The organism is Pseudomonadota bacterium (genome assembly GCA_018242545.1).
GTDB lineage: Bacteria > Pseudomonadota > Alphaproteobacteria > 16-39-46 > 16-39-46 > 16-39-46.
In genome coordinates this window covers 1-15,807 of sequence record JAFEBT010000044.1, presented here as the reverse complement: position 1 = coordinate 15,807, position 15,807 = coordinate 1, and the positions used below count along the sequence as shown (strand labels likewise).

At 36.7% G+C, this 15,807-nt stretch carries 18 protein-coding genes; 5 read left to right on the top strand and 13 right to left on the bottom strand.

Annotated elements, in window-relative coordinates; genetic code table 11:
- Positions 1-622 precede the first annotated feature (622 nt).
- The 13 genes from JSS34_06325 to JSS34_06265 all read right to left on the bottom strand — a co-directional run bounded on the left by JSS34_06325 (position 623) and on the right by JSS34_06265 (position 12,392).
- Positions 623-1,174: a hypothetical protein gene (locus tag JSS34_06325; GenBank protein MBS0185939.1), complete on the bottom strand. Its 552-nt coding sequence runs from the start codon at positions 1,172-1,174 to the stop codon at positions 623-625.
- Between the two features lie 45 nt (positions 1,175-1,219).
- Positions 1,220-1,828 carry a translation initiation factor IF-3 gene (locus JSS34_06320; GenBank protein MBS0185938.1) on the bottom strand — a complete coding sequence of 203 codons (609 nt, stop codon included), beginning with the start codon at positions 1,826-1,828 and terminating at the stop codon, positions 1,220-1,222.
- 27 nt (positions 1,829-1,855) lie between these two features.
- Positions 1,856-3,802: a threonine--tRNA ligase gene (gene thrS, locus JSS34_06315; protein ID MBS0185937.1), complete on the bottom strand. Its 1,947-nt coding sequence runs from the start codon at positions 3,800-3,802 to the stop codon at positions 1,856-1,858.
- 3 nt (positions 3,803-3,805) lie between these two features.
- Positions 3,806-4,783: a glycosyltransferase family 9 protein gene (locus tag JSS34_06310; GenBank protein ID MBS0185936.1), complete on the bottom strand. Its 978-nt coding sequence runs from the start codon at positions 4,781-4,783 to the stop codon at positions 3,806-3,808.
- On the bottom strand, positions 4,761-5,915 hold the full coding sequence (locus JSS34_06305; protein ID MBS0185935.1) for a glycosyltransferase family 4 protein: 1,155 nt from the start codon (positions 5,913-5,915) through the stop codon (positions 4,761-4,763). The genes JSS34_06310 and JSS34_06305 overlap by 23 nt, the downstream gene beginning before the upstream one ends.
- Positions 5,915-6,760: an NAD-dependent epimerase/dehydratase family protein gene (locus JSS34_06300; protein ID MBS0185934.1), complete on the bottom strand. Its 846-nt coding sequence runs from the start codon at positions 6,758-6,760 to the stop codon at positions 5,915-5,917. Before JSS34_06300 ends, JSS34_06305 begins: the two co-directional genes overlap by 1 nt.
- Positions 6,761-6,775: 15 nt before the next feature.
- The gene (locus JSS34_06295; protein ID MBS0185933.1) at positions 6,776-7,471 is read right to left on the bottom strand and encodes a glutathione S-transferase family protein; all 696 of its coding nucleotides are present in this window, start codon (positions 7,469-7,471) and stop codon (positions 6,776-6,778) included.
- A 67-nt stretch (positions 7,472-7,538) separates the two neighbouring features.
- Positions 7,539-8,315 carry an energy transducer TonB gene (locus JSS34_06290; GenBank protein ID MBS0185932.1) on the bottom strand — a complete coding sequence of 259 codons (777 nt, stop codon included), beginning with the start codon at positions 8,313-8,315 and terminating at the stop codon, positions 7,539-7,541.
- Positions 8,312-9,625 (bottom strand): MFS transporter, encoded by a 1,314-nt coding sequence (locus JSS34_06285; GenBank protein MBS0185931.1) that lies wholly within the window; start codon positions 9,623-9,625, stop codon positions 8,312-8,314. Before JSS34_06285 ends, JSS34_06290 begins: the two co-directional genes overlap by 4 nt.
- Before the next feature lie 127 nt (positions 9,626-9,752).
- Positions 9,753-9,974, bottom strand: coding sequence for a Trm112 family protein (locus tag JSS34_06280; GenBank protein ID MBS0185930.1), 222 nt, complete (start codon positions 9,972-9,974; stop codon positions 9,753-9,755).
- 367 nt (positions 9,975-10,341) lie between these two features.
- Entirely contained in the window at positions 10,342-10,608 is a 267-nt protein-coding gene (locus JSS34_06275) for a hypothetical protein (protein MBS0185929.1), read from the bottom strand.
- Between the two features lie 297 nt (positions 10,609-10,905).
- On the bottom strand, positions 10,906-11,589 hold the full coding sequence (locus JSS34_06270) for a hypothetical protein (protein MBS0185928.1): 684 nt from the start codon (positions 11,587-11,589) through the stop codon (positions 10,906-10,908).
- A 278-nt stretch (positions 11,590-11,867) separates the two neighbouring features.
- Positions 11,868-12,392: a hypothetical protein gene (locus tag JSS34_06265; GenBank protein MBS0185927.1), complete on the bottom strand. Its 525-nt coding sequence runs from the start codon at positions 12,390-12,392 to the stop codon at positions 11,868-11,870.
- A 446-nt stretch (positions 12,393-12,838) separates the two neighbouring features.
- Between JSS34_06265 and JSS34_06260 the strand changes: the two genes are divergently transcribed.
- From JSS34_06260 to obgE, 5 genes are all read left to right on the top strand, one after another.
- Complete coding sequence (locus JSS34_06260; GenBank protein ID MBS0185926.1) at positions 12,839-13,099, top strand: hypothetical protein; 261 nt, start codon at positions 12,839-12,841, stop codon at positions 13,097-13,099.
- A 194-nt stretch (positions 13,100-13,293) separates the two neighbouring features.
- On the top strand, positions 13,294-13,491 hold the full coding sequence (locus JSS34_06255) for a hypothetical protein (GenBank protein ID MBS0185925.1): 198 nt from the start codon (positions 13,294-13,296) through the stop codon (positions 13,489-13,491).
- Between the two features lie 302 nt (positions 13,492-13,793).
- On the top strand, positions 13,794-14,309 hold the full coding sequence (gene rplU / locus JSS34_06250; GenBank protein MBS0185924.1) for a 50S ribosomal protein L21: 516 nt from the start codon (positions 13,794-13,796) through the stop codon (positions 14,307-14,309).
- Positions 14,310-14,335: 26 nt separating this feature from the next.
- Complete coding sequence (gene rpmA, locus JSS34_06245) at positions 14,336-14,593, top strand: 50S ribosomal protein L27 (protein MBS0185923.1); 258 nt, start codon at positions 14,336-14,338, stop codon at positions 14,591-14,593.
- Between the two features lie 136 nt (positions 14,594-14,729).
- Positions 14,730-15,725: a GTPase ObgE gene (obgE, locus tag JSS34_06240; protein ID MBS0185922.1), complete on the top strand. Its 996-nt coding sequence runs from the start codon at positions 14,730-14,732 to the stop codon at positions 15,723-15,725.
- The last annotated feature ends 82 nt before the right edge of the window (positions 15,726-15,807 follow it).

The window sequence follows — 15,807 nt, the reverse complement described above, 5'->3', positions numbered from 1 at the left end:
CCTCAATGTCTCTTCTTTCTCCTTCTTTGTCAATTTAATTGATGACACGCCCTAAAGATCGTTTGAACGGATTGACATTTTTTAGAAGAAAGCTACAATAAAAACATAATCATCAAGAGATGATCTTTACGTAGTTTGAGTAAATAATGACGAAACAAAAGGTTCTGTTATTAAAAAAGAAAAAATAAGAACAGAACAAAGATCCTTAAGTATGGCATTTTTTATAGTGGATCTTATTTCTTTAAAATCTTTCCCAATATTTAAAACAATACCTTAAAAAGGAAAACAACCATGCGCACAAAACTTATCCTCCCCCCTTTAAAAGCTTTTAAAATAGCGATAATTTGTTTTATTATGCTCTCCTATACAGAAATCTATGCGGCCAATATAGAAACGGAAAAACTTTGGGTTGTTAAATGCTACGGAATGACAAATAATATAACCAAATGTACGGACTGCTGTTTACAACATACTTCCATTAACGAAGAAGACTGTTCTTTAGTTTGTAAGCAATGCCAGGAAGGCGCTTTTTTCTTCTGAGTAAAACAATTAATAAACGTTTTATTCTGCGTGAACCTTAAGAGAATTAACAAAGATATCTTAACGCCTATAAAATTCTTTTCTAAAAATTCTCATATTTAAGAAATAAAAGATTTAAAGAATGATCCAAAGCTTGAAGCGTTTGTGAAAGATCGCCTGTTTCTTCATCAATCCATACACGAAGCGTAAGACTAAAAACGATAAGAAGTGCCCATTTTTTTGGAAAATGAGGTTCAATTCCCACCTCCTTTAAAATTGATTCCATGCTTTTTAGAAGAAAAGGCGTAATATCCTTTAAAAAAAGAAGATTTCTTCCCTCATAAAAGAAAGTTTTTTCAATCTCTTTAATAAGATGTTTCAGCCCATTTTTATAAGGATCAAGAGCTTCAATGCGCACCATACAACACTCAAACAATGCCTCTTTAAGAGTAAGAGATAAATCCTCAGGAGCCAATGTTATTTTATCTAAACTCTTTAAAAGAGCTTTTAGAAAATCAATGGGCTCAGGGAATTGAGATTTTAAAGAGGCACCATCAAGAAGAAGTTCTTGCGCAAGATTTTCATAAGAGACATTATAAAAACCCACTTCTCCTACTTTTTCAAAAAAAACTTTTAAAATAGAAGTCTCATCCATCTTAAAGGTCCTCTTTACAAAGAAGTGGGTTTTTGAGATTCTTTCTTATTTTGGACCCAACATCATAATCATTTGGCGTCCTTCAAATTTTGGATCAAGTTCAACCTTTGCAAGAAGCTCCATATCTGATTTCATGCGTTCTAAAACTTTAAGTCCAAGCTCATGATGACTAATTTCACGTCCTTTAAATCTCAGAACAACTTTTACTTTATTCCCCTCTTCAATAAAGCGTTTCATCGCTCTTAGCTTAACCTGATAATCATTTTCATCCGTTACAGGACGCACCTTAATTTCTTTAATTTCAACAACTTTTTGTTTCTTACGCGCAGCTGCAAGTTTCTTTTGTTCATGGTATTTATATTTTCCATAATCGAGTATTTTGCAAACAGGAGGGTCAGCATCTGGAGAAACCTCTACAAGGTCAAGTCCTGCGTCTAAAGCACGATCAAGCGCGTCTTTGCGACTCAAAACACCAATCATCTCACCATTTTCTCCCACAACACGCACTTGGGGTGCCCGTATTGCTGAATTAAGACGCGGGCCTTCTGATGGCGCACGACCATCTCGCAACCTTGATGTTGTCTCTGAGTCCTCAGAGCGTTTGGCGGGACCTTGAAATGGACCTCTCGGAGTCGTTGAATTTGTATCTTTCATGGAACTAATAATTGTCTCCTTTAGTTATTATATTGAACACACATTTTCTTTAAAAGGCCCTTTGCCTTCTGAAGAAAGTTTAGCAATTGCATCAGGAAGTGCAAGTGTTTCTTGCCCTTCTTTTCCTAATATACGAAGCGTAACCTGATTTAATTCGGCTTCCTTTTTACCAATAATCATTAAAACAGGGACTTTTTGAAGGCTATGTTCCCGAATTTTATAAGAAATTTTTTCATTTCTAAAATCTCCTTCAGCTCTTAACCCCGCATTCCTTAGAGCTTCAAGAGCATGTTTTCCGTAGTCATCTGCTTCAGATGTAATCGTTAAAACCTGAACTTGAATAGGTGCCAGCCAAAAAGGAAACTTCCCAGCAAAATTTTCAATTAAAATTCCAATAAATCGTTCCATTGATCCAAAAATAGCACGATGAATCATAACAGGAATATGTTTCTGACCGTCTTCTCCAATATAAGAAGCGGCAAGACGTTCTGGTAAAATAAAATCAACTTGTAGCGTTCCTAATTGCCAATCCCGTCCAATCGCATCTTTTAGAACGAATTCAAGCTTAGGACCATAAAAAGCTCCTTCCCCTGGATTCATAACAAGCTCTATTCCAGAAGCCTCAGCAGCCTCTCTCAGAGCTTTTTCAGCTTTATCCCAAACTTCATCCGAACCTGCACGTTTTAAAGGACGATCTGAAAATTTGACAACAATATCTTCAAACCCAAAATCTTTGTAAATCGACCGTAAGAGAGAACAAAAATTGCTTGTTTCGTCCTTAATTTGCTCCGGTGTACAAAAAATGTGGGCATCATCTTGAACAAGACTGCGCACACGCATAAGGCCATGAAGGGATCCAGACGGTTCGTTTCGATGACAAGAGCCAAATTCAGAAAACCTTAAAGGAAGATCCCGATAGCTCTTAATTCCTTGTTTAAAAATTTGGACATGACCCGGGCAGCTCATTGGCTTTATCGCAAGATCCCGATCTTCATCTTTTAAAACAAACATTTCATCTCGGAATTTTTCCCAATGTCCAGATGCTTCCCATAAACTTCGATCTAAAATCTCTGGCGTATGGACTTCCTGATATCTTTGTTTGGAAAGGCGTTTTCTCATATAATTTTGCAAAAGCACATAAAGGGTCCATCCTTTAGGATGCCAAAAAACGCTCCCACGCGCCTCTTCTTGAAGATGGAATAAATTCATCTCAGATCCTAATTTACGATGGTCTCTCTTTTCAGCTTCTTCGAGCTGATATAAATAATCTTTAAGCTCTTTTTCTGTTGCCCAAGCGGTTCCATACATGCGTTGTAACATAGGATTTTTAGAATCCCCACGCCAATAGGCCCCAGCAAGCTTCATAAGTTTAAAATGTTTTCCAATTTTGCCCGTCGAGGGGAGATGGGGTCCACGACAAAGATCGACAAACTTACCTTGTCGATAAAGCGTAATTGTTTCTTTCTGAGGAATACTTTCTATAAGCTCTGCTTTAAAAGTTTCACCTTGCCCTTTAAAAAAAGCCAAAGCCTCATCACGTGACCATTCTTCGCGTTCAAAAGGCGTATTGCGATCAATAATCTCCCTCATTTTTTTCTCAATTTTCTCAAAATCTTCTGTCGAAAAGGTTTCTTTTCGATAAAAATCATAATAAAAACCGTTTTCAATAGCAGGACCAATGGTAATTTGTGTCTCAGGATAGAGCTCTTTGACAGCTTCTGCTAAAATATGCGCCGTATCATGCCGCAAAATCTCAAGCCCTTCTGGATCTTGACGTGTTATAATTTCAACAGAAGCATCTTCTTCTATAGGGCGCGTTAAATCTCTTAATGCGCCATTTACACGAATCGCGACAGCATCTTCTGCCAATCGTTTCCCAATGGAAGCTGCGATACGTTCTCCCGTCAGACATTCTTTGCGCGAATATGTCTGCAAAGATCCATCTTTTAATTTTATCTCAATACTATCTCGCATCTTTTAACCCTTAAAATCCTTTTTTAGAACCTCTGTTTTATGCTCTAAAAGGTTTTTCCATACATGATCAACTTCTAACCTACTTAAATCTTTTTCACACAGATAACAAACCTTTTTTCCCTTTGGCCCACAAAGATCAGGATTTGATGCATTTAAATTAAAAAGAACAGTACTTGGACATCCACTCAATGCAAGCAGATGCATGGGACCTGTATCATTTCCAAGAGCACATAAAGCATGTGCTCCTAAATGCGCCAGATCCACAAAATTTGTTTTGCCAATAAGATTTATAAGAAAAGGCTGTCCTGGTTTAAAGGCGTCATTTAAATTTTTCTCTCCACCCCCCCCGATAATAACAGTTGTTATTCTCTGTGCTTGCAAACGCTTTAAGATTTCGAGCCATCCTTGAAGAGGCCATCTTTTGTCAAGGCGCGTTGGGGCACCTCCTGGAACAAGAATAACAAAAGGTCTTTGAGAATGGATAACATCAAGAACTTCATCGGATGCTTTCTTCTTTCGTAAAAATGAGAGATCTGGAAAAGGAACGTCAAAAAGACCAGCATCGTTCAATTGTTCTTTTTGCCTTTCAAGGGTGTGTTGAAGATCTCTATGTTTATTTTTATGCGGGTAAGTACATCCATAGGCAATGCCAGAAAACTCTCCGCGCCATCCCATAAGCCTTAAATAATAAAAATAACGCGAGGTATGTGAAGACGTCTGCAAATCATAAATCACTTCAAAATTCTCAGATTTAAGAAAAAAAATCCGCTTCAAAAGCTTGAAAATTTGCCTTCCTTTTAAACGCGGGAAAGCCATAACCGCATTAAAATAACCGGAATCTTCAGCAATTTCTTTAAAAGCTGGTGTTGTTAAAAGCGTCACATGATCATTTTTGTAATGATCTCGAATGGCCTTAAAAGGCCCCAAGGCTTGCAGGAAATCTCCTAAAGCCCCAAGTTTAATAACTAAAATTTTTTTCATTTAAGACTTCTTTATAAATATCAAGCGTTCGTGCGCACATAATATCCTTTGCAAATTCGGTTTCAACTCTTGATCGGCCTGCTTCTCCTAACTTCATTCTTTCTGACTTGTTAAGAGATAACATGACGTTCAGGACTTCTGTCAATGATTCAGTGTCCCGGGCTTTAAAAAAAAAGCCATTTATTTGATCTTGAACAATTTCAAGAGCTCCTCCATGATCTGGGGCAACCACAGGCTTTACCATCGCAAAAGCTTCAATCATGATGCGTCCAAAAGCTTCAGGATCCGTTGAAGCAGAAATAACAATATCAGCAAGTGATAAAACAAGAGGCATATCTGAGCGATGTCCCACAATTTTAACATGATCAGATAAATTCTTTTCCATTATAAAATATTCCAACTGCTGGCGATATTCATGACGCCCCTGATCATCTCCGACAAGAAGCGCAAAATAGTTTTTTGTCTTTAGGTTGTGGAGGGCTTCTAAAAACATCATTTGCCCTTTCCAAGATGTAAGGCGGCCTGGCAAAATTAAAAGAGGATATCCCGTCTCTTGAGGAAGACCCATTTCTTTCCTAAGCGTTTGTTTTTGAGCTTCAGAAATTTTTTGAGGATCGAAGACGCTCAGATCAACACCTCTTGGAATAATGCGAATTTTATCAAAAGGCGTTTTATAAAAAGAGTTTATATGCTGTCCTATAAATTTTGAATTCGCAATAACAACTTCTCCTTTTGTCATAATACGATTGTATTCTTTCTTAAAAAGACCTGATGTATTATACGTGCCATGAAACGTTGTCACAAAAGGAATACATGCTTGCTGAGCTGCCCTATAAGCACTCCAGGCTGGTGCCCTGCTGCGCGCATGAATCAGTGAAACTTTTTCTTCTTTCACAAGGTTAAAAAGTATTTTTGAATTTCTCCAAATCTTCCAAGGGTTTTTAGACTTTAAAGAAAGATCAAAGTGAAGAGCTCCTAATTTTTCAAGAGGTTCACGCAGACGTCCTCCTTGAGAGGCAACCAATGCCCTTACCCCTTTTTTAAGAAGAGCTTCTGCAATATCAAGCGTTGTTTGCTCAACACCTCCTGTTTCAAGACTGGGTAATACCTGTAAAATTGTTGGAAAACTCATTAAAACAACCTTTTTTGATAAATATCTTTTAATCCCTCACGAAAAGTTGGAAATTTTAAATCTCTTTCCAAAAATTTTTTCATTTTTAGATTGGACACACGTCTCTTTTCTTTCAAAAATGAGGGATGCACCACATCTTCTTCTTTATCACTTTTTATTTTCAAAAAGTTTTCCTCTTGCATGAGAGAATAAGCATAAGACTGGACACTTTCAAAAGAAGCAGGCAGATCATCTGCTCCATTAAATATGGAAAACTTTGAAGACAGTGACAACGATTTAAGCAAAAATGTACAAATGTCATCCACATGAATCCGAGAAAAAAGATGATGAGACACCTCTTTTGGGAATTCTTTTCCTTCTTTCATTCTTTGGAAAATATTTCGATAAGGTCCATATATTCCAGCCAGTCTATAAATTAAAAGAGAAGATCCCTGCTGTTCAGCAAAATCTTTCCAAGCAACTTCAGATTTTAAACGTCTTAGCCCCTCAGGACTCTGTGCACGTGTTTCAGAGTTTTCGTTTACCCAATGTCCTTGATGATCGCCATAAACAGAAGTGCTTGAAAGATACCCTATCCAAGATGGAGTATGCTGTTGTCTTTTTAAAAACAACAGTCCTGCATCGCCCTCTTCTTCAGGTGGAATTGAGGATAAAACATGACTTATGTTTTCCAAGGAAGAGACTGCCGAAAATAAGACCGGCGTAAAACCGAGTTCTTTTAAATGGGAGTGAGAATAAGGTGTACGCGTCGTCGCATATACCTTCCATCCTTCTTTATAAAGATGGTAGCCCAAGCGCTCTCCAACATACCCACATCCGAGAAATAAAATTGTTTTTTGAGGCAAAGTTTTTCCTAAATTCTAAAAATCAAGATGATCATAAATTTCATCTGGAGGGATTCCAGGGATACGATCTTTCAAAAGGCTTCGATAACTTGGGCGACATTTAAGGCGCGCATACCATTCCTTTGCATGCTTATAATCATCCCATTTAATATTTCCAAAGTAATCAACCGTAGACAAATGAGAGGCTGCCGCGATATCTGCCACCGAAAGAGATTCTCCGACAAGCCAATGTCTTTCTTTAATTAAAGAATCTAAATAAGCCATATGCCCTGGAATAAAATTTAAGGATTTTCGGATACGTGCAGAGTCAGGCCCTCCATGCCCAACCACACGTTTAAAAATCCGCTCAAATAACAAAGGACCACTCACTTCAAGAAAAAATTTCTCATCAAACCACGCAATTAATCTTAAAACCTCTGCACGTATCAGAGGTGTATCGCCTAAAAGAGGCCTTTCTGTATAGGTTTCATCTAAATATTGGCAAATAGCCTGGCTATGAGAAATAACATGTTCTTTTGGAGGACGACGTGGATCTACTAAAATATTTTCAATAAGAACGGGAACTTGACCAGCAGGATTGAATTTTAAAAATTCAGGGCGACGCTTCCAAATAGGTTCATAAATCAGCGTGGCTTCTAGTTTTTTTTCACTCAGGACGACCCGTACCTTCCTTGAAAACGGACAGAGTGGAAAATGATACAATTGTCTCATAGAGGTTCTTTCTCAGTCTTTCTATATTATAGCATCGATTTAATCTAATCAAGATTGCGGTCCTTGATCAAGAGAAGATCGTTTTTTCCTCTTCTAATCGAAAAGAAAGTGTCCTTTCAACAGAAGCAAACGTTGGTTTTCCATTTTTAAAAGCAGGCTTAAAAATAAGAGTTTTTGCATGCTGCATCGCATATGTATCAAGTAGATCCCACCCACTTCCTTTTTGAACAGAGATTTTTGACACCTCTCCTTTTTGATCAATTGTTAAAAGAAGAACAACATCACCTTCTAAGCCCTGACGGCGTGCTTCTTCAGGATAAGATATATTTTCTTCTTTTAAGATTTCTGGCCCCCTTAAAACAGAATCTATGGGTGCAAGGAGGGCATTAACAGAAGAATTTTGAGGAATTTCATTGTCTTTGGTGAATACAAAACTCCCTTTTGTCTCTGGCAAATTTTCAAGATTTTCATTTTTAAAGTTGAAGATTTCTCTTTTCCTGTTGTGCTGAAGAGAGGAAGATTTTTGTTCTTCTTTTTTCTTTTCTTTATAAGAAAGATCTTTTTCTTGGTTTCTTAATTGAAGAGAAGAATCATGCGCATAGGGGGAAGGAGAACGAGATGATTCTTCAAAGAGGAGACATATGGGAAAAGAAGAAGGCAGATTTGAAGAAACTTTAAATACCTGAATCTGCCCAAAATTTAAGAAAAGAATCCCCAAAAGAAGTCCATTTATCAAAAAAGAAAAAATGTACCCCCATCCTTCACTACCATACGCTCCTTTTCCATTAAAAAAGGATATCCTTTTTTCCCTTTTCATCATTCCTGAGGTCATAGGAGATTTCATAAATGTCTCTTATCCACTTGTTGTGCATAAGTTTCGCGTGAGAAAGCAAGACAAATCGCTGCCAAAACAAGTCCAATTGGAATAAAGAGAAGAGATATCTTAAAGCTCGACAGACTATAAAGCTTTTCCGCGCTCTTCATACTCCCCTTATTTAAAAAATCAAGAGAAACACCTATAAGATATTGAAAAAGTCCAGGAACAATCATACACACAAAGTTGCCAAATCCTGACGCAATGGCAGAAGCATTTGGAGGATTATTTTCACGTATGAGTGCAAAAAGAATCATATGAGACCCCAGGCACACTCCAAGAACAATCATTAAAAAAGCCATAAAAGCAAAAGAAAGATCTGGAACATAAATCGCAATACTAATTGAAATAAAGGCTCCAAACGTTCCTATAAAAAGAGGAATTTTGCGCCGTTTCCACGAATCCGAAAGCCATCCAAAAAGAGGAGCACCCCCAGTAATTCCGATGAAAATTAGAGAAATCAAAAATGAGGCTTTTGTTCCTCCATAAGAACAACTTTTCATGATGAAAGGAAAGCCCCAGAGTTCTCCAAAACAAGTAATAGGAATATAGATAAAAGCTGCAAAAGCCCCAATATACCAGCTTTGAGGATTTAAAATTACGCCTTTAAATGTTTTCCATACCTTTCCAGAATTCTCTCCTTTTTTTGAATGCTCAACAGCTTCTAACTTTTGTGAAGAGGGATGATCCTTTACAAAAAACCATAAAGCGAAGGCATTTAAAAGGCCAATCCCACATAAAATAAAAAGACTCATGCGCCATCCCACGCAATTTACAAGAATTTCTAAAGGCGTATTGGCCAGTGTTGCGCCAATAGTTCCAAACGTAAGCGTAAACCCTGCAAAGAAGGCAAATTGAGAAGATGGGAACCAATTTCCTGCAAGTTTAAAGGTTCCAATAATAGCAAAAGCCGACCCAAATCCAATCATAAATCGTGACACGCCTGCAACGATTGGTTCTGTGGCCAAGCCAAATGCCAAAATACTCACAGCACAAATAACAGCCGCCATAGTAAGAATATTTTTAGGACCAAATCGATCAATCAGCATACCAGCTGGAACCTGCATGGATGCATAGGCCCAATAATAAAGTGAAACAATGAATCCAAGGCCCTCTGCATCAAGCATGAAATCCTTTTGAAGCTGCGTTTGCATCACGCTTGGTGACGCTCTTAAAAAGAACTCATATCCATAGAAAAAAGCAGCAATAGACCAAATTGAAAGAGCTTTTATATTTTTTTTGTTAAGAAATAGCCGATTGAGATGGTGACGTAGGCCCATTTTAGGAATCTCCAAAATTTAAAAAACACTAAAATCAAATTATTATTTAAAAATCAAACAATGCCCCCACAGGGGCTGAGGCAATAATTTGTCGATTTGGCAAAAAAATATTTAAAGAAAATTTCATTTAAGGTCTTTCCTCTTCCAAGCAACGCGCCTCTTCAACAAGCATGATTGGAATTCCTTGGCGTATAGGGTAAGCAAGACCCGCCGCAGGACTTACGAGTTCCTGATTTTCGCGATCATAAATAAGGGGTTTTTTTGTCAAAGGGCACACGAGAACTTCCAAAAGGCGCGAATCTAATCCTGCCTTTTTATCATAATTTTTTCCTTCTTTTTGATCACTCATCACTCAAATTCTCACTTTTTAAGTGCATGCAACTTTATAAATTCATACACTTAATGCCTAATCCTAAAAATGAGAATGCCGCATTAACTTAAAATAATCAATGCTTCTTTTAAAGAAATACAAGATAAAATAAAATTCGTAAAAAGATCAAGTTGTTAAGGAGATACTATCATCCTTAAGAGCGGTTTTTAGAAAAATTTAAATTTAAAGATTTTTAGAACACTAAAAACAATAAAGGCAACATAAATTGATTAACGCAGAAATGGGCCCTACCTTTATAGATTTCAAAGCATAAGAGCCGAAAAACTCTCTCTTGTGCTTTGAAATCCTTTTTGTCAAGTTGGTCAATCTGAAATTTTGAATGTATTTAAACTTCATGCTCTGGTTTATTCTTAACAATAGCATCAACAGGCTCAAGAGATTTTTCTTCACCACTAAGTTCATTCTCTGGTGACTTTACACTAATTAAAGATCCTTCATGCGCAGAAACGTCGGAAGAGTCAGGAGCTTTATTTACAAATTGATTCGTTTGCGTCTCAGGCGCTGCCAAAGCTAAATTTAAGGACAAATGAAAGATTGATATGCCCAAGAAGAGGGCAAAATTAAAAACTGTTATCTTCGTTTTGAATGTCATTTTATACCTCATATATCTGGATTTAAAAAAATTAACTTTACCGATATCAATTATTTTTTAAGTATAAGATACTTTTAAAAATTATGTAAAGAGACTCCTTAAACATTGGGATGAATTTTAGAAAAATTCTCTTATGTAATTGGCTTTCCAATACTTTTTAGAAATTTCAAAAAGATGCCTGCATCATTTATATATAAAAAATAAAAAAGGAGGCTTTTAAACCTCCTTTTTTGAAACATCATTTTTTCAGTGATAATGTTTTATCTTTTTGTTTTTTAAAGTTAAAGTACTCTTAATTTAGAGCCAACTAAAGGCGTCTTCAAAACCACTCTCTATTGCATGTCCAGCAGTACTTAGGCCTCCCACGATTGCACTTCCTATATCATGGCCAGCTTCTGAGGGCGCATCGTGTATATCATTATTAATATTATGAAGCGTATTTTCACCAGATTCGATTGTTTGTTGTCCACTCTTCACATCTTGTTTTATTTTCTCAGGAATCGTCTTTGCTGTTCGTACAATATCTTCAACTTTAGGTAGACCTTCTTTAACTACGCCGCCGGCTTTTTTTACAAAATCTGCAACCTTTGCAACATCCTCTGGATGGGAAAAAATAAATCTAACACCTCTAATTTTATCATCATCAGGTATTTTATTAAGTTCAGGTAGTACCCTCTCAGCCACCTCTGGGAGTGCAACTACTTTTCTCAATCGATCAGAACGATGATTTTCTGTCCAAGTGCCGTCCGTTTTCTGAGCAACATCAAACAATTTAGAGTCGCGATCAGCTGCTATAGCCATTAAATCAACTTTGACAGGCTGTCCCTGAATAGCTTTTGCAACTCTTTTTATATCTTTCGGATGATATGCTGTAACTGTTAGAGCTCGGTAATCAACTTCTACCCCCTTCTTAATGTCAGTAGCAGAATCTTGCCTCTCCTCTTTTGCACTTACTTCAAAAGGTCCAAAGGTTAGCGACATTCCAAGCATAAGAGCCAAAGAAGAAACTTTGACTAGTGTTTTAATTTTCATTTTTTTCTCCACGTTTTTGAAATTAATTCTTACTATTTTTTTTTAAAGCACATCCTAAAGTATATTGTATTTCCTTTCTTTTTACTACTCTAATTTTTAATGAACAACCTGCTTAAGTTTTAAAAACTCTTGATTTTCTCTTTAAACAAAGAAAGGGAACGCGGTGTTCCCTTCCTATTTTTTTCCTTAAGATTTTAGGCTGTAAGCAGCTAACTTTTGAAAGCTTTTTATAAACTGAAACCCAAACCACTTAAAGTATTCACAACACCATTAATATCATTGCTTCCTGTACTTACAAGAGTTTGAACCGTTGATCCTTGATTTTCTAATGTTTTTGCAACCTGCTCAACTGTGCCCTTATTGGCCGCAATAATTTGGGCACCAACTTTTGCATCCGAAAGAGCTCCCGATTGTTCTACGGTCTTTAACGCTGTAACAGCATCATCAATGCGATCCGGCGAAATAGCCACGTTCTTATAGGCACCGATTGTCTCTACGACTTTTCCTACTTTTCCATGAATTGCTTCATCCACATCAGTTCCGGTTTTGACAGCAAGATTAATTTTAGAAGCGCCTCCAACTTTGCTGAATTCTTGAAGACCAGCTATTGTGTCCTTCACACCAAAAGTCTTAACAGAAAACTTTATAGCATCCATTTCTACGTTAGCTGACACATTGATAAAAGAGGTAAAAGCAGAAAGTGTGCCTAAAAAAGCAAAAGAAGAGATCTTTAACATTGTCTTGATTTTCATGTTTTTCTCCAAGTTTTTGAGGTTAAGTTTATTAATTCTAAAAACGTATTTTTTAAAGTAACAAATTTTCTTTTTATTCACCATCCTCAAAATTCTAATAAACAAAAAAACCAATAAGGATTTAATTCTTGTTGAAATTTTAAGCGCAGGCCTTGTCTCCTTATAAAATTTTTTTCTTTGAGGTTAATTTAAAAAACAAATAGAAATAGAAAGGCTGCCGACAAATCGGTCATTAAAGCCTAGAGTCATCTTCACTTTATAATATTTCTGAAACCTCCTTTAACAAGTATTGGCTCTTCAATCGGTTTAAACATACGTCAAAGCAAATTGCTCGCAAGAGTTATAAAACTTTGCCTTTTTAAGGGGAGTAACGTATTATAAGGGTGTAACAAACCAATAAAAGAAAGATTTCTTTTATAACAACAATAAGTAAAAAGGAAAATATCATGAAAAAATCAATATCTTTTCTGGCAATAGCTTTTGTTTTATCGAGCGCAAGCATCGTGAGCGCAACAGATGAACAGAGCACCGATGTGGACGTTGTTACTCTACACGACGAAAGAGCCGGAGCGGGAGCTTCTCCATATGGTACAAATTTACCTGTCAGCGCAAGAGATCCAATTAATTACAATTACACCTCTCCTCTTGAATATGAAGAAGGAGCTGGTCTTAGAAATTTAGAAGACAACGCGAAATGGACCGAGTAAAAAGTATTTGTAGCTAATTTAATAAGATGAAGGTATTATAAAAGTGTAACAAAAAAATAAAAGAAGAATTTTCTTTTATATAAACCAACAAGCAAAAAGAAAAATATTATGAAAAAATCAATATCGCTTTTGGCAACAGCTTTTGTTTTAACCACTGCAAGTATTGTGAATGCGACTGACCTTATTATACAGCCATGAACGAAGATGTGAAACATACGTATGCCATGGATGCTGCTATGGGGAAATATCCCTCAGTACAAGAGGCATATAACGCCTATGTAGCTGATCCAAGCTATCAAGAGGCTGCTTTCAAAGATTTTCAAGTACATATTATGCAGGCAAAAGATGCGATGAAAATGAAGGACTTAGTGAGTATGAAATCAACTTGGTAAAGAAGCCTGACACGAAGGTTATACAAAAAGGATTTACAAAAAACCACTCTCCATAGAGTGGTTTTTTGTGTTATAATTATCGTTTTCAGAAAATCTCATTCTCAATTTTTTAAAAAATATATTATCCTTAGAAAAAGATTCGCGACATTAGTCTTGAATTTAGAAGAAAGACACGTTATAGATACTGTTGACTTTTAAAGTATGTTGGATTTTGAGCAATTTTCTATGCTTTAAAATCTTTTTCGTTATTTTATCCTAAACTTGGGATAGATTTCTCAATCTCAACGTGTGAGACAAAAGTTATGTTTGCGATTATTCGAACCGGTGGAAAACAATATAAAGTTCAACCAGATCAAGTGGTTACAGTTGAAAGGCTTGAAGGTGAAGCAGGAGATATCTTATCTCTTGAAACTATTCTTATGATAGGAGACGGAAGCACCTCTCAGGTCGGACACCCCTTCTTAACAAATTCCGTTGTTAAAGCACAGCTTCTTGAGCAAATTCGCGCGGATAAAATTATTGTTTTCAAAAAGAGACGTCGGCACAATTATCGTCGCAAACAAGGACATCGTCAGAATCTATCCGTTCTTCGTATTGTTGAAATCTCTGGTCCAAATGGTCTAAAAGCCGTTGGGAAAACACCCTCTTCTTCCAAAGGAGCCTCTCCAAAATCAGAAAAAGTGACCATAAAAGAAACGGCTTCTTCACCAAAAGCATCCCCAGCAAAAACTGCTGCAAAAACTTCAGAAAACTCACCTAAAAAAGAGAAATCTGAAAAAGTGGCATCAACCCCTAAAAAAGCGCCCAAAAAAGCGTAAGTAAAATAGATTAAGGAGTATTTATTATGGCAACAAAAAAAGCCGGTGGTAGTTCTAGGAACGGTCGCGATTCAGCCGGTAGGCGTCTTGGTGTAAAAAAATTCGGCGGAGAATTTGTTCTCTCTGGAAATATTATTGTCCGTCAACGCGGAACAAAGTTCCATCCAGGAAGCCATGTTGGAATGGGCACAGATCATACTCTTTTTGCAACAATCGATGGCTTTGTAAACTTTAATTACAAAGGTCATCGCCAAACTGTTAGTGTGACACCTGTCCTTTCTTAAATAAAGACTTAAACATCATTTAATTGCTTTCAAGGAAGAGTCTTGTCATAATGGAATCTTCCCTAAAAAAGTTCTCAAGCCTTTTTAAGGGGTTTTTCCTCTTAAAGGGGCTTTTTTATAATCTTGTAAGGTGATGATGAAATTTTTAGATGAAGCAAAGATCTATGTACGCAGTGGCAATGGCGGAAATGGGTGCATTAGCTTTCGGCGTGAAAAATTCATTGAATATGGTGGACCGGACGGTGGGAATGGCGGACGGGGAGGTTCTATACTTATAGAGGCGGTTGATAATTTAAATACGCTTATTGATTATAGATACCAACAACATTTTAAAGCTCAAAATGGACGACATGGATCTGGTCGAAATCGGACAGGCCCAGACGGACATTCAATTACTTTAAAAGTTCCTATTGGCACACAAATTTTTGCAGAAGATAAAGAAACACTCCTTGCAGATATGGAAAAAGCTGAAGAACCCCTTATTCTTCTTAAAGGAGGCAATGGTGGTTTTGGGAACGCTTATTTCAAATCGTCAACCAACCAAGCTCCTCGACATGCTAATGAAGGGCAAGAAGGGCAAGAAATGTGGATTTGGTTACGTCTTAAATTGATTGCCGATGTTGGACTCGTTGGTCTACCAAACGCAGGAAAATCAACTTTCTTAGCAGCGACCTCCCGCGCTAAACCTAAAATTGCAGATTATCCTTTCACAACTTTGACCCCTAATTTAGGCGTTGTCTATTTACATGATCAAGAATTTGTCGTTGCTGATGTGCCTGGACTTATTGAAGGAGCTCATTTAGGAGCTGGGCTAGGACACCGTTTCTTAGGACATATTGAACGGTGTAAAGTTCTTTTGCATTTAATTGATGCAACTGCGGAAAATATACAGCAGTCTTATCTGACCATTCGCAAAGAACTTGAAAATTATGGCGGACATCTTGCTGAAAAAAAAGAAATTATTGGCTTAAATAAATGTGATAGTCTTCTTCCTGAAGAAATTAAAGAAAAATGCCGTTCTTTGAAAAAAGTTACCAAAAATAAAATTATTCCGTTTTCAGCAGTTACAAAATCAGGACTTTCAACAGTTCTTCAAGATCTTTACACGTGTGTTTTTCCACAAGAATCTTAAATTTTTATTTTTTTCTTACAGAAAAAGGAGAGCGTTCACTAAAAGATAGATAGAAAAACATCTTGATATTTTTGAAAGATTG

Excerpts from the sequence above, each read along its gene's own strand:
- JSS34_06325 (MBS0185939.1), bottom strand. The coding sequence starts at position 1,174 with ATGGATGAGACTTCTATTTTAAAAGTTTTTTTTGAAAAAGTAGGAGAA.
- JSS34_06305 (MBS0185935.1), bottom strand. The coding sequence starts at position 5,915 with ATGAGTTTTCCAACAATTTTACAGGTATTACCCAGTCTTGAAACAGGA.
- JSS34_06285 (MBS0185931.1), bottom strand. The coding sequence starts at position 9,625 with ATGGGCCTACGTCACCATCTCAATCGGCTATTTCTTAACAAAAAAAAT.
- JSS34_06280 (MBS0185930.1), bottom strand. The coding sequence starts at position 9,974 with ATGAGTGATCAAAAAGAAGGAAAAAATTATGATAAAAAGGCAGGATTA.
- obgE (MBS0185922.1), top strand. The coding sequence starts at position 14,730 with ATGAAATTTTTAGATGAAGCAAAGATCTATGTACGCAGTGGCAATGGC.
- JSS34_06255 (MBS0185925.1), top strand. The coding sequence starts at position 13,294 with ATGAACGAAGATGTGAAACATACGTATGCCATGGATGCTGCTATGGGG.
- rplU (MBS0185924.1), top strand. The coding sequence starts at position 13,794 with ATGTTTGCGATTATTCGAACCGGTGGAAAACAATATAAAGTTCAACCA.
- JSS34_06310 (MBS0185936.1), bottom strand. The coding sequence starts at position 4,783 with ATGAAAAAAATTTTAGTTATTAAACTTGGGGCTTTAGGAGATTTCCTG.
- JSS34_06290 (MBS0185932.1), bottom strand. The coding sequence starts at position 8,315 with ATGAAATCTCCTATGACCTCAGGAATGATGAAAAGGGAAAAAAGGATA.
- JSS34_06270 (MBS0185928.1), bottom strand. The coding sequence starts at position 11,589 with ATGTCGCTAACCTTTGGACCTTTTGAAGTAAGTGCAAAAGAGGAGAGG.
- JSS34_06260 (MBS0185926.1), top strand. The coding sequence starts at position 12,839 with ATGAAAAAATCAATATCTTTTCTGGCAATAGCTTTTGTTTTATCGAGC.
- JSS34_06320 (MBS0185938.1), bottom strand. The coding sequence starts at position 1,828 with ATGAAAGATACAAATTCAACGACTCCGAGAGGTCCATTTCAAGGTCCC.
- JSS34_06265 (MBS0185927.1), bottom strand. The coding sequence starts at position 12,392 with ATGAAAATCAAGACAATGTTAAAGATCTCTTCTTTTGCTTTTTTAGGC.
- thrS (MBS0185937.1), bottom strand. The coding sequence starts at position 3,802 with ATGCGAGATAGTATTGAGATAAAATTAAAAGATGGATCTTTGCAGACA.
- JSS34_06275 (MBS0185929.1), bottom strand. The coding sequence starts at position 10,608 with ATGACATTCAAAACGAAGATAACAGTTTTTAATTTTGCCCTCTTCTTG.
- JSS34_06295 (MBS0185933.1), bottom strand. The coding sequence starts at position 7,471 with ATGAGACAATTGTATCATTTTCCACTCTGTCCGTTTTCAAGGAAGGTA.
- rpmA (MBS0185923.1), top strand. The coding sequence starts at position 14,336 with ATGGCAACAAAAAAAGCCGGTGGTAGTTCTAGGAACGGTCGCGATTCA.